24 protein-coding genes are annotated in these 23134 nt (G+C 56.7%); 8 read left to right on the plus strand and 16 right to left on the minus strand.

Features of this window, described 5'->3' with window-relative positions; genetic code table 11:
• Position 1: 1 nt before the first annotated feature.
• Together ACE3MN_RS23875 and ACE3MN_RS23880 are read right to left on the minus strand one after the other, a co-directional pair.
• The gene (locus ACE3MN_RS23875; RefSeq protein ID WP_024360513.1) at positions 2-1309 is read right to left on the minus strand and encodes a 6-phospho-beta-glucosidase; all 1308 of its coding nucleotides are present in this window, start codon (positions 1307-1309) and stop codon (positions 2-4) included.
• Positions 1310-1388: 79 nt separating this feature from the next.
• Complete coding sequence (locus tag ACE3MN_RS23880; protein ID WP_024360514.1) at positions 1389-1652, minus strand: PTS sugar transporter subunit IIB; 264 nt, start codon at positions 1650-1652, stop codon at positions 1389-1391.
• A gap of 305 nt (positions 1653-1957) precedes the next feature.
• On the opposite strand from ACE3MN_RS23880, the gene ACE3MN_RS23885 reads away from it, so the two are divergent.
• From ACE3MN_RS23885 to nrdG, 3 genes are all read left to right on the plus strand, one after another.
• Positions 1958-2701 (plus strand): MurR/RpiR family transcriptional regulator, encoded by a 744-nt coding sequence (locus tag ACE3MN_RS23885; protein ID WP_024360515.1) that lies wholly within the window; start codon positions 1958-1960, stop codon positions 2699-2701.
• 369 nt (positions 2702-3070) lie between these two features.
• The gene (gene nrdD, locus ACE3MN_RS23890; RefSeq protein WP_004128226.1) at positions 3071-5209 is read left to right on the plus strand and encodes an anaerobic ribonucleoside-triphosphate reductase; all 2139 of its coding nucleotides are present in this window, start codon (positions 3071-3073) and stop codon (positions 5207-5209) included.
• Positions 5210-5466: 257 nt separating this feature from the next.
• Positions 5467-5931, plus strand: a complete 465-nt coding sequence (gene nrdG, locus ACE3MN_RS23895; RefSeq protein ID WP_049131684.1) for an anaerobic ribonucleoside-triphosphate reductase-activating protein — start codon at positions 5467-5469, stop codon at positions 5929-5931.
• A 17-nt stretch (positions 5932-5948) separates the two neighbouring features.
• Here nrdG and ACE3MN_RS23900 read toward each other — a convergent pair whose 3' ends face one another.
• Positions 5949-7667 carry a type VI secretion system Vgr family protein gene (locus tag ACE3MN_RS23900; RefSeq protein WP_098140259.1) on the minus strand — a complete coding sequence of 573 codons (1719 nt, stop codon included), beginning with the start codon at positions 7665-7667 and terminating at the stop codon, positions 5949-5951.
• Here ACE3MN_RS23900 and ACE3MN_RS23905 point away from each other — a divergent pair.
• Positions 7666-7800 (plus strand): hypothetical protein, encoded by a 135-nt coding sequence (locus ACE3MN_RS23905; protein ID WP_255256995.1) that lies wholly within the window; start codon positions 7666-7668, stop codon positions 7798-7800. The genes ACE3MN_RS23900 and ACE3MN_RS23905 overlap by 2 nt on opposite strands.
• Before the next feature lie 57 nt (positions 7801-7857).
• On the opposite strand, the gene ACE3MN_RS23910 is transcribed toward ACE3MN_RS23905, so the two are convergent.
• Positions 7858-8343, minus strand: coding sequence for an Hcp family type VI secretion system effector (locus ACE3MN_RS23910; RefSeq protein ID WP_004137212.1), 486 nt, complete (start codon positions 8341-8343; stop codon positions 7858-7860).
• Between the two features lie 576 nt (positions 8344-8919).
• Here ACE3MN_RS23910 and ACE3MN_RS23915 point away from each other — a divergent pair.
• Complete coding sequence (locus tag ACE3MN_RS23915) at positions 8920-9312, plus strand: DUF4280 domain-containing protein (protein WP_148855166.1); 393 nt, start codon at positions 8920-8922, stop codon at positions 9310-9312.
• Positions 9313-9357: 45 nt separating this feature from the next.
• Here ACE3MN_RS23915 and ACE3MN_RS23920 read toward each other — a convergent pair whose 3' ends face one another.
• From ACE3MN_RS23920 to ACE3MN_RS23965, 10 genes are all read right to left on the minus strand, one after another.
• Positions 9358-11268 (minus strand): BglG family transcription antiterminator, encoded by a 1911-nt coding sequence (locus ACE3MN_RS23920; RefSeq protein ID WP_375364201.1) that lies wholly within the window; start codon positions 11266-11268, stop codon positions 9358-9360.
• A gap of 22 nt (positions 11269-11290) precedes the next feature.
• Positions 11291-12442, minus strand: a complete 1152-nt coding sequence (locus ACE3MN_RS23925) for a lactonase family protein (RefSeq protein WP_102649949.1) — start codon at positions 12440-12442, stop codon at positions 11291-11293.
• Between the two features lie 124 nt (positions 12443-12566).
• Positions 12567-13307: a 2-dehydro-3-deoxy-phosphogluconate aldolase gene (gene dagF / locus ACE3MN_RS23930; protein ID WP_049113511.1), complete on the minus strand. Its 741-nt coding sequence runs from the start codon at positions 13305-13307 to the stop codon at positions 12567-12569.
• A complete protein-coding gene (locus tag ACE3MN_RS23935; protein ID WP_024360521.1) occupies positions 13304-14422 on the minus strand; it encodes a DgaE family pyridoxal phosphate-dependent ammonia lyase in 1119 nt (372 codons plus the stop codon). The genes dagF and ACE3MN_RS23935 overlap by 4 nt, the downstream gene beginning before the upstream one ends.
• Entirely contained in the window at positions 14406-15539 is a 1134-nt protein-coding gene (locus tag ACE3MN_RS23940; RefSeq protein WP_102649950.1) for an amidohydrolase/deacetylase family metallohydrolase, read from the minus strand. The genes ACE3MN_RS23935 and ACE3MN_RS23940 overlap by 17 nt, the downstream gene beginning before the upstream one ends.
• Positions 15540-15581: 42 nt before the next feature.
• The gene (locus ACE3MN_RS23945; protein ID WP_004128208.1) at positions 15582-16226 is read right to left on the minus strand and encodes a DUF4310 family protein; all 645 of its coding nucleotides are present in this window, start codon (positions 16224-16226) and stop codon (positions 15582-15584) included.
• 12 nt (positions 16227-16238) lie between these two features.
• Complete coding sequence (locus ACE3MN_RS23950; RefSeq protein WP_004098075.1) at positions 16239-17015, minus strand: DUF4311 domain-containing protein; 777 nt, start codon at positions 17013-17015, stop codon at positions 16239-16241.
• A 21-nt stretch (positions 17016-17036) separates the two neighbouring features.
• On the minus strand, positions 17037-17336 hold the full coding sequence (locus ACE3MN_RS23955; RefSeq protein WP_024360524.1) for a DUF4312 family protein: 300 nt from the start codon (positions 17334-17336) through the stop codon (positions 17037-17039).
• A 2-nt stretch (positions 17337-17338) separates the two neighbouring features.
• Positions 17339-17701, minus strand: coding sequence for an SFCGS family glycine-rich protein (locus tag ACE3MN_RS23960; RefSeq protein WP_004098072.1), 363 nt, complete (start codon positions 17699-17701; stop codon positions 17339-17341).
• An 11-nt stretch (positions 17702-17712) separates the two neighbouring features.
• Entirely contained in the window at positions 17713-18051 is a 339-nt protein-coding gene (locus ACE3MN_RS23965; protein WP_004098070.1) for a PRD domain-containing protein, read from the minus strand.
• A 157-nt stretch (positions 18052-18208) separates the two neighbouring features.
• On the opposite strand from ACE3MN_RS23965, the gene ACE3MN_RS23970 reads away from it, so the two are divergent.
• Positions 18209-18439, plus strand: coding sequence for a hypothetical protein (locus ACE3MN_RS23970; protein WP_133116561.1), 231 nt, complete (start codon positions 18209-18211; stop codon positions 18437-18439).
• On the opposite strand, the gene cybC is transcribed toward ACE3MN_RS23970, so the two are convergent.
• The gene (gene cybC, locus ACE3MN_RS23975; protein ID WP_004128201.1) at positions 18436-18822 is read right to left on the minus strand and encodes a cytochrome b562; all 387 of its coding nucleotides are present in this window, start codon (positions 18820-18822) and stop codon (positions 18436-18438) included. The two genes, ACE3MN_RS23970 and cybC, sit on opposite strands and share 4 nt — an antisense overlap.
• 36 nt (positions 18823-18858) lie before the next feature.
• Positions 18859-20211: a metalloprotease PmbA gene (pmbA, locus tag ACE3MN_RS23980; RefSeq protein WP_004128199.1), complete on the minus strand. Its 1353-nt coding sequence runs from the start codon at positions 20209-20211 to the stop codon at positions 18859-18861.
• Positions 20212-20305: 94 nt separating this feature from the next.
• On the opposite strand from pmbA, the gene yjgA reads away from it, so the two are divergent.
• Together yjgA and ACE3MN_RS23990 are read left to right on the plus strand one after the other, a co-directional pair.
• Positions 20306-20857, plus strand: a complete 552-nt coding sequence (yjgA, locus tag ACE3MN_RS23985) for a ribosome biogenesis factor YjgA (RefSeq protein ID WP_004098062.1) — start codon at positions 20306-20308, stop codon at positions 20855-20857.
• A 620-nt stretch (positions 20858-21477) separates the two neighbouring features.
• On the plus strand, positions 21478-22989 hold the full coding sequence (locus ACE3MN_RS23990; protein ID WP_004871025.1) for a CoA-acylating methylmalonate-semialdehyde dehydrogenase: 1512 nt from the start codon (positions 21478-21480) through the stop codon (positions 22987-22989).
• Positions 22990-23134: the final 145 nt, after the last annotated feature.

Raw genomic sequence — 23134 nt, forward strand, 5'->3', positions numbered from 1 at the left:
TTTAGTTAAACTGCGTTAGCCAGGGGCGGTTGATGGTTAACACCTCATCAAGCAGCGCCCGGGCATCGGTCACATTCCCGACCAGCGGGTTACTGACCAGCGCCAGCAGCGCGCTATCCCGGCAGCCGTGGACCGCGGCCTCAATCGTTAAGCGCTCGAAGGCTTTCACCTGCTGCGTCAGGCCGTTCATGATCGGCGGCAGCGCGCCAAAGGCCAGCGGTCGCGCGCCCTGCGCGTCAATAAGGCTGTTAATTTCCACCACCGCATCATCATCAAAACCGTGGATCGCGCCGTTGTTGCGGGTATTCACCACCATCTCTTTGCCAAGATTGTTGTAGATGGCGTTAATCAGCTCCACCGCCACTTCGGAGTAGTAGGCCCCGCCGCGCAAGCTAAGCTGTTCGGGCTTTTCATCCAGCTCAGGTCGGGCATAGATATCAAACAGCTCCTGTTCCACCTTCATCACCTGCTCCGCGCGGGTGCCTTTGGTTTTCGCCGCCTCAATCTCTTCCGCCAGCATGGCCGGCGTCAGCCAGAAATAGCGGTGATAGGGACAGGGAATCGCCTTCAGGGCCCGCAGAAACTCCGCCGGCCACGGCAACGATTTAATATTGTTCATCGACAGCGATTGACCGTCGCACAGCATGTCGAGAACCTTACGGGTGACATCCTCCCGCCCCTGCATCACTTTGTGTACCCAGACCATATGATTCAGCCCGGCGAAGCTCAGCCTGACCTCCTCTGCTTTTGCCTCCAGCATGCCGGCGATCGTATGCTGCATGTTGATCGGCACGTTGCACAGGCCGATGATTTTGGCGCTACTGTAGCGGCTCACCGCCTCCGTCACGATCCCCGCCGGATTGGTAAAGTTGAGGATAAAGGCGTCGGGTGCCAGCGCCTCCACTTTGCGCGCGACCTGCAACATCACCGGAATGGTGCGCAGCGCTTTGGCGAATCCGCCGACGCCGGTGGTTTCCTGGCCCAGCAGGTTATATTTCAGCCCCAGCCGCTCATCCGCCGCCCGCGCCGCCAGCTGCCCGACCCGCAGCTGGGTCAGGACGAATTTAGCGCCGCGAATGGCCTCATCCAGGCTGAAATGGACGCTGACCTTAACCTGTTCGAGGCCATGGCGCTTGAGCATACGCTGGGCCAGCGCGGCGATAATCGCCACTTTCTCGCGCCCGGCTTCGACATCGACCAGCGCCAGCTCCGTGACCGGAATCTGCTGATGGCGAAGGATAATGCCTTCGATAAGTTCCGGCGTATAGCTGCTGCCGCCGCCGATGACGGCAATTTTCAATGTTTGCATAGTGGCCTCATTTTTGGCGTACAGATCCCCGCGCAAGGCCGCAGCGGCTTTGCGAAATGAACGCGTTGATGGGAAAGCGTTAGTGGTTCAGCAGAGCGAGCGCTTTATCAAGAACGGCGGCCCCGCGCATCATGCCGTAATCCGCCATATCGATTACCGCAACAGCTTTCCCGTGCGGGGCAGCAAGCTCGGTCAGTCGGGCCGCTTCGTACTTCACCTGCGGCCCCAGTAAAATCACGTCGGCATTCGGCAACTCGCGTTCAAACTCGGCAACGGGCACGGCATAAATCTCCAGCGCCAGCGCGCGCTGCTGCGCCTCGGCTGTCATTTTGTTAACCAGCATGCTGGTGGACATTCCGGCGGCGCAGCACAGGACGATACGTGGCATAATTCCTCCCAATGGGTTTTGCTTGAGCGAGCGCTAAATAGACACCATCGACTATAAGACGAGGTGCCGGTATGGGTGAAGGCTATATGAAAATTTTTTTCACGTACGTGATCGGAGCGTTATTTTTCACCTCTTCACCCCGCCATATAAGCGAAACCGGCAATAATCTCAGGCGTTACGCCTGATTAAGTGGTATAAAAAGCCAGCATTATTTGAAAAATATTTTCAATCAGGCGGTGGCGGAGAAAGAGGCTGAAAGCATGGATATCGTAGGGCAGTTACAGGAAGGCATGGCGCGCTTTAGCGCTCAGGAATCAAGAGTCGCGGCATTTATTCTGCAGAATTTAAGCTTTACCGCCAGCGCTTCGATTGATGAACTGGCGGTGCGCGCTGGCGTGAGCGCAGCCACAATTACCCGCTTTGCCCGCTCCGTCGGCTGCGAAGATATTCGTGATTTGCGCAAGCAGCTGGCGCAGGCCTGCGAACGTCGCACCAGTTGGCTAAACGAGGAGAGCGCCGCGCTGCCCGCCGCGTGGCGCGACAAGTTAAGCCTGATTAGCGCAAATCTGGAGCAGCAGCTGGTCAGCACGCCCGAGTCGACGCTGCAAAAGCTGCGCACGCGCCTGCAAAATGCCCGCGCCGTGCACTGTTTTGCCCTCGGCGCGCAGGATATCGCGCTGGCGACGCTGCTTCAGCACCAGCTGCTCTCCATCGGTATCGTGATGAATCTCTGCCAGGACAGCGCCCTGATGCGGATGATAGCCAGTACCCTCAGCGACGATCATCTCCTGCTGGTGCTGGCAACCGGCGAGGCCGACGCGATTTTGCAGGGCGCCACCCTGCTGGCCCGGGTACAGGAAGCGACGATTTTCGCCCTCACCCCGGCCAACCACGCGTTGAGCAATATGGCCTCCGCGCTATTGCCCCTGCCTGAGAATGCGCAGGCCGCGCGTTACGCCCTGCTACTGCTGGTCGACCTGCTTAACGACGCGCTGCTCGCCTGACGTTATCCCTTTCGGGCCTGAATTTCCTGCGTTCAGGCCCCATTTTTGCTTATTTTATAAGCGGATAAATTTACATTAAGCGCAAGCGCCCATCATTCCTGCTCTCCTCTTTTTACTTTGTTCTGCATCAATAAAATTGCAAACATCTTTGATGCAAAGCACTACATATAGAACTTAAAATGCGTCCCGGCCCCACATATTGTATTAATAGTCTATTATGTCACCACGCCCATCGTACTCAGGCGGTGATGGGATGTGGATAAAAAGGGCCGGGATCGGAGGGAAACGGCGGCAGCTATAGCGCCTCGTGGCTTCGATTGTCCTTCCGCCTCTGTGGATAACCTGTTCTGTAAAAATTATGGAGTGATCATGACACCGCATGTGATGAAACGCGATGGCTGTAAAGTGCCGTTCAAGTCAGAGCGCATTAATGAAGCAATTCTACGTGCAGCTAAAGCAGCGGGAGTCGATGACGCAGACTATTGCGCCACCGTCGCAGAAGTCGTTAGCCAGCAAATGCAGGGCCGCGCCCAGGTGGATATCAGCGAGATCCAGACCGCCGTTGAGAACCAGCTGATGTCCGGGCCGTACAAGCAGCTGGCGCGCGCCTACATTGAATATCGCCACGACCGCGATAGCCAACGTGAAAAGCGCGGTCGTCTGAACCAGGAAATTCGCGGCCTGGTTGAGCAGACCAACTCGGCGTTACTCAACGAGAACGCCAACAAAGACAGCAAAGTCATCCCTACCCAGCGCGATCTGCTGGCAGGCATCGTCGCCAAGCACTACGCGCGCCAGCACCTGCTGCCGCATGACGTGGTGATGGCCCACGAGCGCGGCGTGATCCACTATCACGATCTCGACTACTCCCCGTTCTTCCCGATGTTCAACTGTATGCTGATCGATCTTAAAGGCATGCTGACCCAGGGATTTAAAATGGGCAACGCCGAGATTGAACCGCCGAAGTCTATCTCTACCGCTACCGCGGTGACGGCGCAGATTATCGCTCAGGTCGCCAGCCATATTTATGGCGGTACGACCATCAACCGCATCGATGAAGTACTGGCGCCGTTTGTTACCGAAAGCTTCAATAAGCACCGTAAAATTGCCGAAGAGTGGCACATCCCTGACGCTGAAGGCTACGCCCGTTCCCGCACCGAGAAAGAGTGCTACGACGCCTTCCAGTCGCTGGAATATGAAGTGAACACCCTGCATACCGCCAACGGTCAGACGCCGTTCGTGACTTTCGGTTTTGGCCTTGGCACCAGCTGGGAATCGCGCCTGATTCAGCAGTCCATTCTGCGCAACCGCATCGCGGGCCTCGGTAAAAACCGCAAAACGGCGGTGTTCCCGAAGCTGGTCTTCGCCATTCGCGACGGCCTGAATCACAAGTTCGGCGATGCGAACTACGACATTAAACAGCTGGCGCTGGAGTGCGCGAGCAAGCGTATGTACCCGGACATCCTCAACTACGATCAGGTCGTGAAGGTGACCGGCTCGTTCAAAACCCCGATGGGCTGCCGCAGCTTCCTCGGCGTGTGGGAAAACGAGGACGGCGAACAGGTGCACGATGGCCGCAATAACCTCGGCGTTATCAGCCTCAACCTGCCGCGCATCGCGCTGGAAGCGAAAGGCGACGAAACCGAGTTCTGGAAACTGCTCGACGAACGCCTGCAGCTGGCGCGTAAAGCGCTGATGACCCGCATCGCCCGCCTGGAAGGGGTAAAGGCTCGCGTGGCGCCGATTCTGTATATGGAAGGGGCCTGCGGCGTGCGTCTGAAAGCGGACGACGACGTTTCGGAGATTTTCAAAAACGGCCGCGCGTCGATTTCGCTGGGCTATATCGGCATCCATGAAACCATCAACGCGCTGTTCGGCAACAAGCATATGTACGATAGCGCTGCGCTGCGTGAGAAAGGCGTCGCCATCGTTCAGCGCCTGCGCGAAGCGGTAGACCAGTGGAAAGACGAGACGGGCTACGGCTTTAGCCTGTACAGCACGCCGAGCGAAAACCTCTGCGACCGCTTCTGCCGTCTGGATACCGCTGAGTTCGGCGTCATTGAAGGCGTGACCGATAAAGGGTATTACACCAACAGCTTCCACCTCGACGTGGAGAAGAAGGTGAACCCGTACGATAAAATCGATTTTGAAGCGCCTTATCCGCCGCTGGCTAACGGGGGCTTTATTTGCTACGGCGAGTACCCGAATATTCAGCACAACCTGAGAGCGCTGGAAGACGTCTGGGATTACAGCTATCAGCACGTACCCTATTACGGGACCAATACGCCAATCGACGAATGCTACGAGTGCGGCTTTACCGGCGAGTTCGAGTGCACCAGCAAAGGGTTCACCTGCCCGAAATGCGGCAACCACGATGCTTCTCGCGTATCGGTAACCCGCCGCGTGTGCGGCTACCTCGGGAGCCCGGACGCGCGTCCGTTCAACGCCGGCAAGCAGGAAGAAGTGAAGCGCCGCGTGAAGCATTTGGGTAACGGGCAGATCGGTTAATTCCGCGCGATTTAGCCCTCTCCCCAACGAGGAGAGGGTACCGACCAGTAGCCGTTTGGCCCCTCAGGAGCCGTTCCCGGATCGCGGCGCAACGCGCTTTTTATCCAGGGCTACCGCCACTATATGGGTTTCCTCAAATCAGTTGGCGTTGTAGCAAGGCGGCAAGCGAGCAAGTCCCGGGGAGCTTACTGTAGTAAGTGACCTGGGCGCACGAGCGCAGCCAACGCCGCTACAGCGTCAAATGAGAAGAGGAAACAATGAATTACCATCAGTACTACCCGGTAGATATCGTTAACGGTCCGGGCACCCGCTGCACCCTATTTGTCTCCGGCTGCGTTCACGAATGCCCCGGCTGCTACAACAAAAGCACCTGGCGGCTAAATTCCGGCATGCCGTTCACCGCCGAGATGGCCGACCGCATCATTGCCGACCTCAACGACACGCGCGTTAAGCGCCAGGGGATCACCCTCTCCGGCGGCGACCCGCTGCATCCGCAGAACGTCCCGGAGATCCTTAAACTGGTTCAGCGCGTTCGCGCCGAGTGCCCCGGTAAAGACATCTGGGTATGGACCGGCTACACGCTTTCCGAACTTAACGACGCGCAGATGCAGGTGGTGGATCTCATCAACGTGCTGGTTGATGGCAAATTTGTGCAGGATCTCAAAGACCCGGCGCTAATCTGGCGCGGCAGCAGCAACCAGGTTGTGCACCATTTGCGTTAATACCAGCATGGCGTTCATCAGTTAATTTTCACCAGGCCACCTTTAATCACCAGCATCCCGCCGCCGTCAACGGTCTGGGTGGCACTGGCTTTGCTGGTAAGCGTCGCTCTTGCTTCCTGGCTGATGGTTACGGCTTTCTGGGACAGTGAGGATTTGGCTTCACTGGCGATGCTGGCGGCATCCAGCTTCATGCTGCCTGACGCGCTGGCGTTAAGACCCGCCCCACTCTTTATGTCCAGGGTTTTGCCGCTCTCGAGGGTGAGCGTGCCGCTGACCTTAATCGTCAGATTACCGTCAACATTGAGCGTGTAGTTGCCTTTTACCTTATGCGTCTCATTACCGTCGATAGCGTGTTCCTGATCGCCCTTCACCGTTACGCTGCGTTTATTTTTCACACTCAGGATCTCATCATGGCCAACGATGGTTGTACTGTCGTTCAGCACGGTGACCTGAAAATCCTTCTGCGCCTGCATCGCCAGCAGCTCGGCATCTTTTTTGTCGTCGAAGCGCAGTTCGTTAAAGCCTTGTTCGCTGTGGGTTTTAATGCCCGACTGAGTTTGATTCGCCGGTAGCGCATACGGCAGGGCATTCGCGCCGTTGTACACACAGCCGGTAATGAGCGGCTTATCCGGGTCGCCGTCGATAAAGCTCACGACCACTTCCTGACCAATGCGCGGGATAAACTGCGCGCCGAAGCCGTTACCGCTCCAGGCGGTGGCGACCCGCAGCCAGCAGGAGCCGATCTCATCGTTTTTGCCTTCCCGCTCCCACGGAAACTGCACTTTTACCCGTCCGAGCTTGTCAGTCCAGATTTCTTCTCCATTTTTGCCGACCACCGTTGCGGTTTGCGTAGGCATAAACGGCTTCGGCGTGGCGCACGGTGGGTGATACGGGGTGGCTTTCGGGATAGCGGTAAAACGGTTACGGTAGCGTTCGCCGTCATATTCATGGCTGACGGTGGTGATGAGCCAGTCGATATTGGTTGCTTTGTCGTCATGATCGGCGAGGGTAAACCAGTGCCCTGCCATCAGCGCTGGGCAGTCGCTTTCGCCGATCAGCTGTTTCGGCTGCTCAGATTTATCATTGCCGGGGTGAGCCCCCTGCGCGGTAGCCTGTAAACGCAGCTGCGCCGAACGAATCATTCCGGTTTCCCGCCCGCCGTTCTGAGCCGCCTGATACTTGACTTTTTTCTCGCCGGGAATAGGCGGGCAGGCGCTGTTATCATCCGTCAGCACCAGCGTATGCTTGCCTTCTTTATGGGTGAAGAACCAGAAGATCCCCTCCTGCTCCAGCAGCCGCGAGACAAAATTGAAGTCGCTTTCCTTATATTGCAGACAGTATTCACGCTTCGCCGGTTTGCGTTTCAGCTGGAACTTGTAGTCGGTAAATCCGCCGTCCTTAAACACCTTCTCGACAATTTCTTGCGCGTTGAGATTCTGAAAAACGCGGTTGTTGCTGGAGAGCGTCAGCCACCACAGCCAGGGGCGCAGCACAAACTGATAGCGATCGGCGTTGCTGGTCGCCGGAAGCTGGCGCGCCTCGGCAATCAGCCCGTCATAGTCGGCATTGTTGATCGTTGTTGTTAGATGGGTCGCCAGCACGGTATCAAGGATTAACGGCACGGAGGTGGTTCCTGCGACAGTGGCGGTGGTCAGGCCGTTAAGCTGGGAGTCGGTGCGTGCGGTCGCGGCGGTAAGGCCGGTCAGGGTGAGTTTGATGATGGTGGTTTCGGGCATGGGAAATTCCTTTTCAGCAGCAGCGCTAACGCCGGTCAGCCTGATGATAAACATCATCACCATCGCACCTACCTACGGCAATCGCAGGAACACCAGCCTCCTGATCCTCGACCTGATACCCGGCGCTACGTAGCTTGATTTTATAACGGTATAATTTGCCGCAAAGACAGGCGGTGCGAAGCTTCCACCCTCAGCTACCTTTCTTATTCATCGCCACATCCCAAACGGAAGAGACGTTGCCTTCTTTCTGACCATCCGATTTCTGAGCGGTGATTTCCCATTTAATTTTGGTAAAGTTCAGCGACATCGTTTCGACCGGTTTGCCGCCGGAACCGCCGCTAACGCTCAGATGTGAGATAACGACGTTCATCATGGTATATACGATAAATGGCAGCATTTTTCCGTTATCATTACGGCACAACGTCAGAACGGCTTCTGTAATCGGTTTCCCGCTACAGCAGTACTCATTGAGCTTTGGCGTCGCGAGATCGACAAACTTGGTCAACGACATTTCACCGACATGCGCCCGCCCTGAGGTACGTTCAGTGTTACTGACGTCATTAGCGATCTGCATCGCCACGTTATGGCTGTAGCTCATGATCTCAAGCTGTTTTTCAAATCCTTTGGCCTGACTTTCACCTTCGATATCGTCGAGCTTTAAAAAAATCGCATCCATCTTTTGCTCCTTATCAATCAGCCGGCAACCGGTAGCGGCAGTTCCGCCATCAGCCGAATCGCACCGCTTTTTTTCACATTCCTATTATTTTTACGCACATTGAACTAATACAATGACTTTTATGCTAAGCGTCTTCTCCTATATTCGCCCATTCCTGTTACGAGAATATTCGTAGTGCTAATCCTGTCGCCCCACTATTCAAATAGTATTTTTTCAGGATAACTATAAGCAATATAAAAAACACAACCACAAATAAATATCAATCAAATTCTTTACTGCCAATCACCGAATGATAATTGATAAAAATCAAATTAAAACAATTAATTAACCAAAATCAATTAGATGTAAAACAACCAACAAAATATACATCGATGAAAACCGCTCGCTGATATCAACTCTTTAACAGGTTAAATTATGAATAGTGATATGCATCAAAAAACGCATCTACTTTATTTATTACTTTGGTTATGTAGTATCTGTTCAAACTAATAAACGGGCGCTGAATGTTATAAAAGCGCATCAGTTTATTCCGCGAGTCATCATCCGCCGACTGTGGCGGCAACTGGGGGTATTACCATGAGTTGTCCCGGAGTTTGTACCGGCGCATTATTGCAGTGCTCATTTGGCGTTGCGCCGTCGATGCTGAACGTACTGCCCACCAGCCGCACCCTCGTCAGCAACATGCCGATGGCGAATATTATGGATAACAAACCGTTTGTGAATATTTTGCCGTTCGGGATGTGCAACAGTATCGCCAACCCGATGGTGGCCGCCGCTACCGCCGCGGCGCTCGGTGTGCTGACGCCGATGCCCTGTATTCCGACAACGCCCGCGCCGTGGATGCCAGGCTCACCCACGGTGCTGGTGGGGAATATACCCGCCCTCACCGCCCAGTCACAGTTGATGTGCATATGGGGCGGCGTGATTCAGATTCGTTTTCCTGGGCAGATGACGACGGTCGTGGCGTGATGTTGTGAACGGTGACAGATACGGAAAACGCGGCGAAGGGCCAAATCAAAATCGGCTGACGCACTCCATCGCCACCGCTTTAAACTCATCAAAGCTGCGGGTGACGGCCAGGCGGGCCATAGCGCGTTCGCGCAGGAAGGTAACGAAAATATCGTAGATCGCCATCGCTTCTTCATACTCGCTTTTGCTGATGGCAAGCAGGAAGATGATATGCGCGGTTTCATCGCCCCAGGCAATGCCGTGCGGCACAATCACGGTATAAACCACGGTCTTTTTCGCCAGCAGCCCAAGGGCGTGAGGCAGCGCGATGCCGTCGCCGAGCATGGTGCTGACGATAGCCTCACGCTCCACCACCGAATCATGAAACTCCGCGCCGACAAACCCCTCCCGCTGCAGCTGCTGGCACAGCGTGGCAAACAGCGTCTGCCGATCCATCGGAGCATCAATTACCTGAAAGTGGGCCTCATCAAAATACTTATTCAGCATCCACGGACGCGTGCGGTCCACCAGCACCAGCTTGCCGATTTGGTCGAGCTGATAGTCGGTAGGAAACGGCGCAATGGTCACCACCGGTTTATCTTTCTCGCTGATGCGCACGGTGGAGATGACAAAATCTTCCGCGACTTCTTGCCGCTGTTCATATTCGCGCTGCGAGAGGGTGGCGGCAATTTCCAGCTGCGGATACTTTCGCTGAAGAATAGCTTCAATCATCCGCACCATCGCGTTGCTGGTATCGCACACCAGCAGCACCTGCGGCTGACGCTGGTAGCCGATATTGTAATGGCGCTCCAGCCCGACGCCGATATGCAGCACCAGAAAGCCGATCTCATTTTCGCTGATGGCGTAGGGGGTATATTTTCCCCAGCTGGATACCGCCGCCAGGGTCATGTCCCACGCCATCGGATAGTGCTGCTTGATGTTATCGAGCAGCGGATTGGGGATCATTATCTGGTAGCGCACGCGGGTGATCATGGTCTTAATATGGGTCAGTAAATCCGCATGCAGCTGGGCGTCGTCCAGCAGATTGTAGTTATATTGCTGATTGATATAGCGCAGGATGTAGTTCACCAGCGCTTCGTCGTCGTCGGCGCTGATGGTGCCCGGATCGACGTCCTGCACCTGACGGGCGGCAAGATGGACGCACAGCCACTCCTCTTCCGCCGCGGCAAGCGGTTTACCCGCCAGCTGTTGCAGGGTGCTCGCCAGCTCGCGGGCGGCGTCGCGCACGTTCTGCGCCACATCCTCGGCGCTAAAGTCGGCCAGCGGATACCCTTCGCTCACGCGGCGCACGGCAACCGCGCCGTACAGGCAGACAAAGCGTTCTCCCGCGTCAGTCAGGCGCACGTGATGGCGGGTCAACGTCTCCTGCAGCACGCCTGCCAGCAGCGCCGGTACGCTGGCGTCAAACGCCTCTTCGCCGATAAGCGGGTTCAGCGGCCCCTGCTGGCTCAGCTCCCACAGCAGATCGGTCAGGCAAGCGCGAATGGAGACCTCGCTCCCGAACAGCTTCATGCCGTGGCGCGGACGGGTCTCGAGGGTAAGCTGATAACGCTGAAAACGTTCGCGTACGTCAACCATGTCGCCCTGTAAGGTGGCGCGGCTGACGAACCACACATCGGCCAGGTCCTCCAGCTTGATAGAAAACGCGGAGGTTAAAAAGCGCACCAGCAAAAAGTGGCTGCGATCCGCCGCGGTTCGCGGGATGTGCTGCGCTTTCGGCGCGCTCTCTTCCAGCGTCTGATAGCGCGACGGATCGTGGATCACCAGCTGATAACCGCTGCCGCGAGTGAGGGTGAACTGCGCGCCGTAGTGCTGCAGCAGCGCGTTCAGCGCGGTAATGTCCGCGCGCACCGTGCGTGTAGAAACCGACAGCCGCTGCGCCAGCTCCTCCTGCGGCAGCGTTTCGTTTTGCAACAGAGTAAACAGCTGCGCTAAACGTTGATTGGGAAATCGCATGTCAGTTCCTTTTTCTTACGGCTCAGGGTTGAGCGGATATCACCATCTGTGACGGGCCGCCGACCGGAGTGTAGTCCGGGGAGAACGTCAACCTGCCATCCTTCGGCGCGACGCGGAAACGGGTAATATTGTCGCTACGCTGGTTCATGACGTACAGCCACTGCCCCTGACTGTCCAGGGTCAGCGTGCGCGGGTAGTCACCGCGGGTCCAGATATCTTCCTGGTGACTCAGGCTGCCGTCGGCCAGCACCGTAAAGTGGGCGATACTATTATGCAGCCGGTTGGCGACGTACAGCTGCTTGCCATCGCGGCTCAGGACCAGGCCGGCGGCAAAGCTGGTACCCTTATACTCTTCAGGCAGCGCCGAGACCGTTTTCCCCTCGCGCAGCAGGCCGCTTTGCTTATCAAGATGATAGAAAGTAAGCGTCGATGCCTCTTCGTTAATCAGCCATAGTCCGTCGCCCTGCGGCGTAAACACAAAGTGGCGCGGCCCGGCGCCGGGAGATGAGGCGTCAATAAACGGCGGATCGTTCGGCGTCAGCTTGCCGCTGGCGTTATCCAGCCGGTACTGATAGATCCGGTCCAGCCCCAGATCGGTGGAGTAAACGAACCTACCGCTGGGATCGGCGGCGACCATATGGGCGTGGGGGCCGTTATGATCGCTAATGGCAAAACTGCCTTCGACGGCCGCCGCCGGGCGTTCCGCACCCGCAGGCCCTTGATCCTGATGTATATCCACCGCTTCGCCCAGGTTACCCTCTTCCTTCACCGGGAGCACCGCGATACTGCCACTGACGTAGTTTGCCACCAGCAGATGGCGGCCATCGGGGGTCAGGGAGAGATAAACCGGCCCGGCGCCGCCGGAAGCGACCTGATTGAGCTCGCTCAATTCGCCGTTGCTGCCGATGCGCCACGCCTGAACCACGCCCTTGTCCACTTCGCTGGCGGCGTACAGGGTTTTGCCATCCGCCGAGACGGCGAGCTGGGCAAGATTAGGCAGCTTAGCAACCAGCGCTTTATCGCGCAGCGCCCCGGTCTGGCTATCAACGGTAAAGCGGTACAGTCCTTCGCCATTGGGGTTGTAGGTGCCGACCCAGGCGTAGTGGGTTTGCGCAGCGGCGCCGGCGGCGAGTAGAGAGAGTGAAGCAACAAGCAGGTGACGAGCGGTTGGCATGGTGGCTCCTTGATGGTTCGCTAAGGGTTTCCCCTCACCCTAACCCTTTCCCCAAAGGGGCGAGGGTACAGTTCGGTATTCTCCCTCACCCTTTGGGAGAGGGCCGGGGTAAGGGGCAACGGCGCTATTTGACTAACTGTTTGGTTATCGAAAGCAGCTGACGCACGTCCGCCGGGCGGGTGTTACCGCTGGCTTTATCAATAATCGAACTGTAGATATGCGGGATAATTTTACTCACGCCGGCGTCCAGCGCGATCTGCAGGATCTCGCCGTAGTTTTCCAGATCGATCCCGCCGGTCGGCTCCAGCCAGAAATCATAACGGGCGCAGGCCTCGGCAACCGCGATAAACTCGTCGCGATGTTTTAACCCGCCCATCGGGAAGTATTTAATCGAGCTGCCGCCCATATCTTTCAGCAACGCAATCGCGGTTTCCAGCGGTACGATGCCGTCCGGCGCGCCGCTGCTGAGCGGGCCGGTGGAGATCTTCACCATCCCCGGCGTACCGGTTGGCGACACCAGGCCGTTGACCACGGTTTCATCCTGCCCCAGCAGCGCGCGGCTGGTCGCCACGCCGGTAAATACCTGATTAACGTGCTGCGGCTGCACCTGGCGCGAGATTTCGCTGACCATCGCCGACTGGTTCGGGTCGCCGGCTCCCAGCCCCACGGAGAGCGCGTTATCAATCCGCAGCGCATATTCCCGCATATCGGCCACCGCGCTGGCGACGTCCGGGTAATTTTTGGAGAGCACGCCCACCAGTACATGACCTTCCGCCGCCTCATAAATCTCGCTGGCGTTATCTTTACTGCCCGCCAGCACGTTCAGGCAGACGCGGTCACGGTAAAAATTAGGGGTCAGTTTCATGCGTTTTTCTCCTTGTTCAGAACCTCTGCAATCCGACGGGAGACAATCTCCAGCTGCTGCGCGTTCACGCTGCGGACATCGGCTTCAATAATGCCTTCATTGGCCTTATAGCCGCGGAAGTAGATGGCGTATTCGCCCTGCTTCAGCGCGTTGACCAAATCACCGGTATTGACGCCGGTCACCGCTTCATCAAACTTAATCTCCGCCCGCGCGATATCGCGACCGGCGCTGTCCCAGACCACGCGCGCCGTCACGCCATTAAGCGTATTAAGCTGCTGAATAAACGGCGTCATCTTCGCCACCATCTGCTCACCGCTCTCTTTGCTCGCCGTCAGGTAGTGTTCGATGGCGCAGGTCAGGCCGAGAATCCCCTCTTTGCCCACCTTCATCGCCCGGCCAATGCCGTTCGACTGGCGTTTGACCCACTCAACGTATTGGGTTTTGCCGATCACCAGCCCGCTGGTCGGCCCTTCGATCGCCTTCGCGCCGCTATAAATCACCAGATCCGCGCCGGCGCGATAGTAGGCCTGGAGGTCTTCCTCCGCCGCCGCGTCGACAATCAGCGGCAGATTATGGCGCTGCGCCACCGCGGCCGCCTGCGCCACGTTGAGCATGCTTTTCTGCACGCAGTGGTGGGATTTGATATACAGAATGGCCGCGGTGCGCGGGGTAATCGCCGCCGCCAGCTGCCCGGCGGAACATTCATTGGCGTAACCCGCTTCCACCAGCCTGCCGCCGCCCAGCGCCACCATGGTGCCCACCGGCGCGCCGAAGTTGACGTTATGGCCCTTAGGCAGCACGATTTCGTTGTTTTCGATCGGCGTCACGTGCAGGTTTTCCAGCAGCCAGTCGCTGTCTTTTACCAGCACCGCCGCCACCGACTGGGCGATGCCCGCCGAGGCGCAGGAGACGACGGTCGCCCCTTCCACGTCCAGCAGCTTCGCAATATACGCGCCGGTTTTATTGACCAGATCTTTCATCTCGAAGTACTGGTTCATGCCCGCCATCGCGGCTTCGACCACTTCCGGCCGCGGCGTGGAGACGCCGAGAATGGTCATACGACCGGAGGTATTAATAACCTGTTTTAAATCATATTTCTCAAAAATCGAAGGCATTTTCCGCGCTCCCTTGTTCGGTCAGATAGCCCCTGCCCGCGCGAACGGCGGCAAGCGGCTGCAGAATCGTGTCGGTCTGAAGGCTCTCTTTTTCCGCATCCACCAGCACCGTCGGCGTCTGCGCGAGGGTAAACAGCGTGAGATCGGCGTCGTAGCCCACCTCCAGCCGCCCTTTATGAGTCAGACGCAGGCCGTCTGCGGCGTTGGCGGTCACGCAGTCGATGACCTGCGGCAGCGACATCCCGATGGCGAGGAATTTCGACATCACCAGCGCCAGCGAGCGCACCGGGCCGTCGATACGGTTGCGGCAGTAGATATCGGAGCTGATGGTGTGCGGCAGAATGCCCATAGCAATCGCCCGACGCGCCACCTCAAAGCTGAAGCTGGCGGTACCGTGGCCGATATCAAGGCGCACGCCGCGCTGTAGCGCGCGGGAAATCGCACTTTTCAGCTCGCCGGACGGCGTCAGAATACGATTGGGTTTACCGTTGTAGCAGTGGGTAATGATGTCGCCTGAGGTCAGCAGATCGGCGATTTCATCCAGGTCGGGCGGATTATTGCCGATATGCACCATCAGCGGCAGGCCGCCGTTTTCCTGCTGCATCGCCTTCGCGCGCGCCAGTGGCGTAATGCCGTTTTCGCCCACCACGCTGCTGCTCATCCGCGCCTTCAGGCCGACGATAAAGTTCGGATAGCGGTTGACCGCCTGCTTCACCGCCTCCGCGTCGATATTCGCCATATTGGCCAGTTCATTCTGGGCAATCAGTCCGACGCGGGAGATGTTAAGCAGGGCATAAACCTCGGTCGCGGCTTCGCGGGTCAGCTGGTAGAAATCATCCACGTCGTCCGCGCCGGTGCTGCCCGCGTCAATCACGGTGGTCACGCCGGTAGCAATCCCCACGCTGTCCGGCTCATCATGGTATATCGGCGAGCTCGGATAGCAGTGAACGTGGGAGTCAATCCAGCCCGCGCTGACGTAACAGCTGCCGTCCAGCGCAATAGTTTTGCGCGCAGGGGCGCTAATCTCGCCAAGCGCCGCGATTTTACCGTCCCGGATGGCGATATCGGTCAGGGTATCGTCGACGAGGCGCGCACGGCGCAGGAGTAAATCAAACATATCTCTCTCCTGTTAACGCGGGCGCCGATGCGCCCGCAGGACTTAACTAATCGCCACCGGGAAAATTGACCCAAGGAGCATCGCGCCAAGGATCGCGCCGCCGGTGATCGGCTTCTGCCAGATGTAGAACAGCAGCGCGCCCGCCAGAGAACCGATGCCGATAGGAATAGAAGCGGCCATGGCGCTGAGAATAATCAACGGCCCGAGGAAGCGGCCGGAGGCGTTACCGGCCCCCATCATGACGTCCGCACCGTAGGTGGAGTCGCTCTGGTTGATGGTGAATTTACGCGCCAGGATGATGATGTAGCCAATGGCGAGGCCAAGCACCAGGCCGGTGGCCAGAGAGGCGGCAAAGTTGGCGACCGGGAAAACAAAGCCCGCGCCGAGCAGCAGCGCCGGAACGCCCAGGCCGACGCCGGTCTGAATCGCTCCGCCGATATCCAGAATCCCCACCAGCGAGCCTTCGATAATACGCGCGAACAGGAAGCTGGCGCCGAACGCCGCCACCGCGCCGTAGGCCCCGGTATCGATTCCCGCTTTCAGCATCGCCACGAAAGCGACTTCGTTAAACGCGCCGATGCCGTAGAGGTAGTACATATGCGTCCCGGCAAAGACGCCGGAGGAGAGCAGGCCAACAAAGATCGGGAACGACCAGTCGGCATACCAAAAACCTTTATTTTGTTCCATGAGAGGCTCCTGTTATTTACCGCTGAGCGAGTTGTGGATCAGTTCCAGCCAGTTCGGCACGGTCAGATGGAAGGATTCAATCATCTTCATGTCGAAACCGCGGAAGAAGCCGCTCAGGACGAACAGCGCGACGATGGCCACCATCATCACTTTAGTGACGCGGTGCCAGCCGCTCTCTTCTACGCCTTTACCAATCAGGATGCCCAGCACCAGGCCCGGTACGGCGTTACCCATAATCAGCTGCGCCGCGCCGCCGAAAATCGTCGCCCAGAAGCCCGATTTTTTACCGGCATCAATCGCCGCCAGCCAGAAGATAACCGGCATCACCGTGTTCACCAGCAGGTTTGCCGCCGGAACCAGGACTTTGACCGCCGTCACCTGCAGCGCTTCCGGTACTGAAGAGGCGGTCAGGTTAAGGAAAGCGACCACGATCATGCCGATAATGCCGCAGGCGATGGCCATCTTTTTCGGATCGTGCAGCGTCTCGCCGACGTTGCGGTTTTTGATCATCAGGGCCGCCGCCCCCCAGTTGGGGATGATGCGGTGGTCAACGTCCTGCGTGAAGGAGCCTGCCGCGACGGAAGAGGCCCAGGCGTTGAAGAAGAAGCCCAGGCCAAAAGAAAAGTGGGAAGCCGGATCGCCTTCACATGAATTCAGCTCGCCCAATGTACGAAACGCCCCCATCCCCTGCGTGGTGGGCGCATGAAACATGCGTGCCGCTCCGGCGCCAACGCCGACGCCGACCAGGCCGCCGATGATGAGCGATTTTATTAAAATTATCAGGAACATAGTCTGACCCTTTGGTGAAAATCAGGTTTGCGTGACGAAATCCACTTTATCGAGATTAATGGCGGTCACGGTGACGGTGACCTTCAGCTCCACGCTGTAGCTCCGTCGCTCGCGGCGCAGAAAGAAGAATAAAAACGCCTCTTTCCGTACCGCTTCACGCGCATGAACAACCTCCACATCCTGTGGTTCAATACGCAGTAGAATGTGCGGCGACGTTTTCATCACCGCCGCCTGAACATGGTTCAGCGCATCGGCGAAAGCGCGCGCTTTGCTCTCGCCTTTGCCGGTAACGCTCACCGTGGTGGTGAATTGCTCTTTCATGCTCACGCGCCGTACTTCTTCTTCCAGGCCTCAACCAGGCGTTCGCCCAGCTCTTCTTTATCCATAAAGCCGAAGCCCAGAACGTTGTAGCCTTCGTTGATCGCGGTGACGCCTTCATCAACGGAACGCATGCCATATTTTGCTTTGTAGCCGTGCTTATTCTGCGCGGTGATCGCCCCTGCGCCGCCGCTGCCGCAGAAAGAGATACCGAAGGTGGCGTTTTCGGCTTTCATCATGTCGCCCAGCTTCATATCCGCGGCAACGCCCGGGACGACAACGGCGCGAGCGCCGGCTTTTTCCGCACCTGCGGCAACTTTTTGTCCTTTACCCAGGCGATCGCCAATAACAACGGTGATTTGTTCCATTTGAGTGCTCCTTACAGGTTATCTTTCGCGACTTCGAAGTGGACAGACAGCAGCCAGGCTTCTTCATCTGGCAGATTGCCGAACTGTGCGACCACTTCGCGGGCCAGCATCATTGAATCTTCCGAGATCTCTTCGAACAGGCTGGCATCCACTTCCGGCAGCGGCTCGCCGCTGATTGAGCGATGGGCCATCGCCCGAACGTGGGAGGTCAGCATTTGCTCCTGCACGTCGTTGGGGACGATGTTGCGGCGGCTTAATAGCGCGAAAACCTGCTGCAGCATCTTATCGGCCAGCTGCTCGGTTAGCGTGGCCTGCTCCTCTGGGACGTGTGTTACCGCTCCGTTATTCACTTGAATTACCCCGTTGATGTCTCTGGAGATAACACTAATGCCGGGGAGAAAGAGTTTGTAGCGAGTTGTTTTCCACTTCGAAGTGGAAAGAACGGCGGCAGGTGTGATTCATTTCACATAACCACAAAGAATGTGTTCACTTAACAAAATTCGCGTGATGAATATCACAAAAACGCCAGCGATGCTGAAACGGAACCCGCTGAGTAGAAAAGAGAAAAATGTGATGAAGGTAGTTTTTTACGTCAGCTTACCCACCTGCAAGGGCCTGCGGAACGGTTTGGGGTTTGGGGTTTGGGGTTTGGGGTTTGGGAGTATTTTTCAGTTTGCCATGCCGGGCGAGGCGTCAGCCGCCGCCCGGCAGAAATACCTAAAATCTAAAAACGATTAACGATACTTCTTGTGATAGGCGTTGCGGGTGGTTTTAAACTCTTCCGCGGCGGCCTGGGCCTCTTTAACTTTACCTTCATCGGCCAGCTTCAGCGCGCCGTCGATCTGGCCGATCAGCACATCAAAACCGTGACGATAATCTTTCATTTCCGCGCTGTCCGCCGCTTTACCTTCCAGCTTCGGCGGCGTCTCTTTCTGGGCATCCACCGCCGCCGTACGCATCTTATTCAGCGCCGCTTTCAGCTCGCCGGCGTCGGAGGTTTTCTGCACCACTTGCAGGTTCTCGGCAAGGGTATCCATGTCTTCGCCCAGATCGGCGAAGGCCGATGCCGAACCGAGCGCAAAAGCCGATACGGCCAGCATCGCTAACAGTTTTTTACGCATTGCTCACTTCCTTTTTTATTATTTAGCACACAGGTTTTATTGCCCGGCGATTTTCATCTCCGGCAGCAGCACGGAACCGCACTGAATGTTGCTGCGCGTTTCGATATCGTCGCCGATGGTCACGATATTACGCCACATATCTTTCAGATTTCCTGCAATGGTTATCTCACTGACCGGATACTGAATTTCGCCATTCTCTACCCAGAAGCCGGATGCGCCGCGTGAGTAGTCGCCGGTGACGCCGCTTACACCCTGCCCCATCAGTTCCGTTACGACAAGACCGGTTCCCATCTCTTTAAGCAACTTTGCAAAACTGAGGCCGCGGCCGTTGATCCGCCAGTTGTGAATACCGCCCGCGTGGCCGGTGCTCTTCAGCCCCAGCTTGCGCGCCGAGTAATTGGTCAGCAGCCATTGGGTCAGCACGCCGTCTTTAATGATATCGCGGCGTTCCGTACGGACGCCTTCGCTATCAAACGGGGTGGAAGCCAGTCCTTTCAGCAGGTGCGGATGCTCTTCAATGGTCAGCCACTCCGGCAGGATCTGGCTACCCAGCGCATCAAGCAGGAAGGTGGATTTACGATAAACCGACCCGCCGGCGATCGCTCCGACCAGATGCCCGAACAGACCGGTAGCGACTTCGTTGGCGAAAATCACCGGCGCTTTCATCGTCGATAGCTTACGCGGGGCCAGGCGCGACAGGGTACGGCGGGCGCACTCCTCGCCAACCCACTCCGGCGATTGCAGATCGTCTATCGCCCGCCCGATGGTGTAAGCGTAATCGCGCTCCATATCGCCATTCTCTTCGGCAATCACGCAGCTGGAGAGCGAATGGCGGGTCGAACAGTAGCTCTGCAGCATACCGTGGCTGTTGCCGAAGACTTTAATGCCGTAGTGGCTGTTAAAGCTGCCGCCTTCAGTATTGCTGATGCGCTTATCGGCTTTCAGCGCCGCCTGTTCAGCGCGGGAGGCCAGCTCAATGGCTTCGTCCGGCGACACTTCCGCCGGATGGAACAGGTCAAGATCCGGGGCCTCAAAGGCCAGCAGCTCTTTATCCGCCACGCCCGCGCACGGGTCCGGCGAGGTGTAGCGGGCAATATCCAGCGCCGCCTGCACCGTGCGGGCGATAGCCTGCGGGCTAAGATCGGTCGAAGATGCGCTGCCTTTACGGTTTTGGTGATAAACGGTGATGCCCAGGGCGCCATCGCTATTGAATTCTACGTTCTCCACTTCGCCGTAGCGGGTACTAACGCCGATACCGGTAGTTTTGCTGACGGAGACTTCCGCGCCGTCGGATTTGCCTGCCGCCAGTTCCAGCGCCGTGGTCACGGCCTCTTCCAGCGTCTTACGCTGTTGTGCAACTTGAGAGATGACTTTCATCGCTAATGCCATAATGTAAGAAGGAGTTAACTGAAGTCTAACAGAGAACCGTTTTTCAGTGCGCGCCTTAACTGGTAACATTAGTCTCTTTTTTAAGGAGCCTGAGATGACAAAGCAGCCCGAAGACTGGCTCGACGACGTCCCTGGTGATGACGTCGAAGATGAAGACGATGAAATTATCTGGGTCAGTAAAAGTGAAATAAAGCGCGACGCCGAAGAACTGAAGCGTCTTGGCGCGGAAATGGTCGAGCTGGGTAAAAACGCGCTCGATAAAATCCCGCTGGATACCGACCTGCGCGACGCGATTGAACTCGCCCAGCGTATCAAGAAAGAAGGCCGCCGCCGCCAGATGCAGCTGATTGGTAAAATGCTGCGTAGCCGCGACGTCGAGCCGATTCGTCAGGCGCTGGACAAGCTGAAGAACCGCCACAACCAGCAGGTTGCGCTGTTCCATAAGCTTGAGCAGATCCGCGATCGTCTGATTGATAATGGTGATGATGCCGTGGCTGAAGTGCTGAACCTGTGGCCTGACGCCGATCGTCAGCAGCTGCGTTCGCTTATCCGCAACGCCAAAAAAGAGAAAGAAGGCAACAAGCCGCCGAAGTCCGCGCGTCTTATCTTCCAGTATCTGCGAGAACTGGCCGAAAGCGAAGGCTAATTCTGAACGACTCCCCCGGATTACGGCCCGTGCCCAATCCGGGCGACCCACCCACCTCCTCTTACAAATCACATGGTCGATAGCCCGTCGCCGTTGTCATGGCTTTAAATCGGTTGTAATTTTTCATTTTAATTCCATTTGGCGTTTATATTTAACTTTTATTTCACAAAAAAGCCGTTCCATTCCTGCCTGGCTGGTCATTCCACCTTTACTCTAACGCTGCCAGACAAATCTCAATGCATTAATCTCATTAACTTAAATAACAAAACCCGCCTTTATAACGCTGACTTTATCAGCAGTTTGCTTATCTTTGATCCATCTCTCAAAACGGTTTTGTTATTTCATACATCATTATAATGAAAAATTAATTTCATTAAGTCGTGAGAAACGAAACGGTGCGAGCGCGTATTTTGGCCAGTCAGTTCTGTTAATTAAAACCAGGCGTCTGCAGGCTTTCTTCAGGAGAAAGTCGACCAAATCTTCCGCGCCGCCGCAGGTGAATCGCCCGGTAATCATCAGGGATTCACTATTCACGAAAGTGGCTGACCCGGCGCTAAGCCGTTCGCCGCCGGTCAGAGCCAGATTTTAGAGAGTCGACAGCTATCATCATGGAGAAAAATATGACTACTGTACCAAGGCTGAAATATTTCGTTGATGGTCAATGGCGCGTATCGCAGACCGAACGCTATATGGACGTCTATAACCCAAGTACCGGGGAAGTGATGGCTCAGGCCCCCTGCTGCACCGAGCAAGAAGTGCTGGATGCCGTTGCCGCGGCGCGCAAAGCCTTTCCGGCGTGGTCAGATACGCCAGCCATTAAACGCTCGCAAATTATGTTCCGCGTTCGCGAATTATTAATCCAGCATCAGGACCGTTTAACCGAGCTGGTGGCAAAAGAAAACGGTAAAGCCTGGGGCGACGCCCAGGGCGATGTTTTAAAAGCGAAAGAAGGCACCGAGCTTGCCTGCTCGATTCCCACTCTCATGGCCGGCGAAAACCTGATGGACGCCTCTGCCGGGATCGACACCAACCTTTACCGTGAGCCAATTGGCGTGTTCGCCGGTATTGTGCCGTTTAACTTCCCGGCGATGATCCCGATGGGATGGATGGCGCCATTATGCGTCGCTTCCGGTAATACCATGGTGATAAAAGCGGCCAGTATGACGCCGATGACCTGTATGGAAATCACCAAGCTCTATCAGGAAGCAGGGGTGCCGGATGGGGTTATCAACGTGGTGACCTGCTCACGTAACGAAGCCGATATATTGCTAACCCATCCGGACGTCAACGGCGTCTCCTTCGTCGGCTCCACCTCCGTGGGCCTGCACGTTTACTCCAAAGCCGCCGCTCATGGCAAACGCGTTCAGGCGCTGTGCGAAGCGAAAAACCATGCCCTGGTGCTGGCCGATGCGCCGATTAACCGCACCGCAGCGGGGATTATCAACGCCGCGTTTGGCTGCGCGGGCGAACGCTGCATGGCGCTGCCGGTCGTCGTGGTGCAGGAAGAGATCGCCGATAAGCTGATTGCCGCCGTCGTCGAAAAAGCCAAACAGCTGAAAATCGGCCCCGGCTATCTGCGCGATACCGATATGGGTCCGGTGATTTCTAAAGACCATAAACGGTCGGTGATCGGCTGGATTAATAAAGGCATTGAGGAAGGGGCGAAGCTGGTGCTCGATGGTCGCGATATTAAGGTGCCGGGCCAGGAAAACGGCTTCTACGTCGGGCCGACCATACTGGATCGCGTAACCGAAGAGATGAGCGTCGGCACGCAGGAAATTTTCGGACCGGTGCTGTGCTTTAAGCGGGTGAAAACCTTCGAAGAAGGTCTGCAATTAATGAACAATAACCCGTTTGCCAACGGCTCGGTTATTTTCACCCAAAGCGGCTACTACGCCCGTGAATTCCAGAAACGCACCCACGGCGGTATGGTCGGTATCAACGTCGGTATCCCGGTGCCGGTCGGCGTATTCCCGTTCTCTGGCCATAAGCAGTCCTTCTTCGGCGACCTGCACTGCCTGGGCAAAGACGGCGTACGTTTCTACACCGAATCAAAATGCGTGACCTCGCGCTGGTTTGATGAAGAGGAAGCGAAACGCGAAAAAGTCGACTCCTGGGACGGTACGATTTAATCGCCGCTTATTCTCCAGTTAATTCGAGTTGCCGCCATCGCCTCCCTCCTGGAAATATGGCGGATAAAAGAAAAAGCTCCCTCCAGATATTGCTCCGGCGATATCTGGAGCATTAATTCGATTTTTTTACTCTGCACGTGTCGCT

It is taken from the genome of Klebsiella grimontii (genome assembly GCF_042137965.1).
Lineage (GTDB): Bacteria > Pseudomonadota > Gammaproteobacteria > Enterobacterales > Enterobacteriaceae > Klebsiella > Klebsiella grimontii.

Excerpts from the sequence above, each read along its gene's own strand:
- yjgA (WP_004098062.1), top strand. The coding sequence starts at position 20,306 with ATGACAAAGCAGCCCGAAGACTGGCTCGACGACGTCCCTGGTGATGAC.
- ACE3MN_RS23920 (WP_375364201.1), bottom strand. The coding sequence starts at position 11,268 with ATGCGATTTCCCAATCAACGTTTAGCGCAGCTGTTTACTCTGTTGCAA.
- nrdG (WP_049131684.1), top strand. The coding sequence starts at position 5,467 with ATGAATTACCATCAGTACTACCCGGTAGATATCGTTAACGGTCCGGGC.
- ACE3MN_RS23940 (WP_102649950.1), bottom strand. The coding sequence starts at position 15,539 with ATGTTTGATTTACTCCTGCGCCGTGCGCGCCTCGTCGACGATACCCTG.
- ACE3MN_RS23945 (WP_004128208.1), bottom strand. The coding sequence starts at position 16,226 with ATGGAACAAAATAAAGGTTTTTGGTATGCCGACTGGTCGTTCCCGATC.
- ACE3MN_RS23915 (WP_148855166.1), top strand. The coding sequence starts at position 8,920 with ATGAGTTGTCCCGGAGTTTGTACCGGCGCATTATTGCAGTGCTCATTT.
- ACE3MN_RS23990 (WP_004871025.1), top strand. The coding sequence starts at position 21,478 with ATGACTACTGTACCAAGGCTGAAATATTTCGTTGATGGTCAATGGCGC.
- ACE3MN_RS23885 (WP_024360515.1), top strand. The coding sequence starts at position 1,958 with ATGGATATCGTAGGGCAGTTACAGGAAGGCATGGCGCGCTTTAGCGCT.
- dagF (WP_049113511.1), bottom strand. The coding sequence starts at position 13,307 with ATGAAACTGACCCCTAATTTTTACCGTGACCGCGTCTGCCTGAACGTG.
- pmbA (WP_004128199.1), bottom strand. The coding sequence starts at position 20,211 with ATGGCATTAGCGATGAAAGTCATCTCTCAAGTTGCACAACAGCGTAAG.
- ACE3MN_RS23880 (WP_024360514.1), bottom strand. The coding sequence starts at position 1,652 with ATGCTGGTTAACAAAATGACAGCCGAGGCGCAGCAGCGCGCGCTGGCG.
- cybC (WP_004128201.1), bottom strand. The coding sequence starts at position 18,822 with ATGCGTAAAAAACTGTTAGCGATGCTGGCCGTATCGGCTTTTGCGCTC.
- ACE3MN_RS23905 (WP_255256995.1), top strand. The coding sequence starts at position 7,666 with ATGGGAAATTCCTTTTCAGCAGCAGCGCTAACGCCGGTCAGCCTGATG.
- ACE3MN_RS23955 (WP_024360524.1), bottom strand. The coding sequence starts at position 17,336 with ATGAAAGAGCAATTCACCACCACGGTGAGCGTTACCGGCAAAGGCGAG.
- nrdD (WP_004128226.1), top strand. The coding sequence starts at position 3,071 with ATGACACCGCATGTGATGAAACGCGATGGCTGTAAAGTGCCGTTCAAG.
- ACE3MN_RS23925 (WP_102649949.1), bottom strand. The coding sequence starts at position 12,442 with ATGCCAACCGCTCGTCACCTGCTTGTTGCTTCACTCTCTCTACTCGCC.
- ACE3MN_RS23900 (WP_098140259.1), bottom strand. The coding sequence starts at position 7,667 with ATGCCCGAAACCACCATCATCAAACTCACCCTGACCGGCCTTACCGCC.
- ACE3MN_RS23960 (WP_004098072.1), bottom strand. The coding sequence starts at position 17,701 with ATGGAACAAATCACCGTTGTTATTGGCGATCGCCTGGGTAAAGGACAA.
- ACE3MN_RS23875 (WP_024360513.1), bottom strand. The coding sequence starts at position 1,309 with ATGCAAACATTGAAAATTGCCGTCATCGGCGGCGGCAGCAGCTATACG.
- ACE3MN_RS23935 (WP_024360521.1), bottom strand. The coding sequence starts at position 14,422 with ATGCCTTCGATTTTTGAGAAATATGATTTAAAACAGGTTATTAATACC.
- ACE3MN_RS23970 (WP_133116561.1), top strand. The coding sequence starts at position 18,209 with ATGAATATCACAAAAACGCCAGCGATGCTGAAACGGAACCCGCTGAGT.
- ACE3MN_RS23950 (WP_004098075.1), bottom strand. The coding sequence starts at position 17,015 with ATGTTCCTGATAATTTTAATAAAATCGCTCATCATCGGCGGCCTGGTC.
- ACE3MN_RS23910 (WP_004137212.1), bottom strand. The coding sequence starts at position 8,343 with ATGGATGCGATTTTTTTAAAGCTCGACGATATCGAAGGTGAAAGTCAG.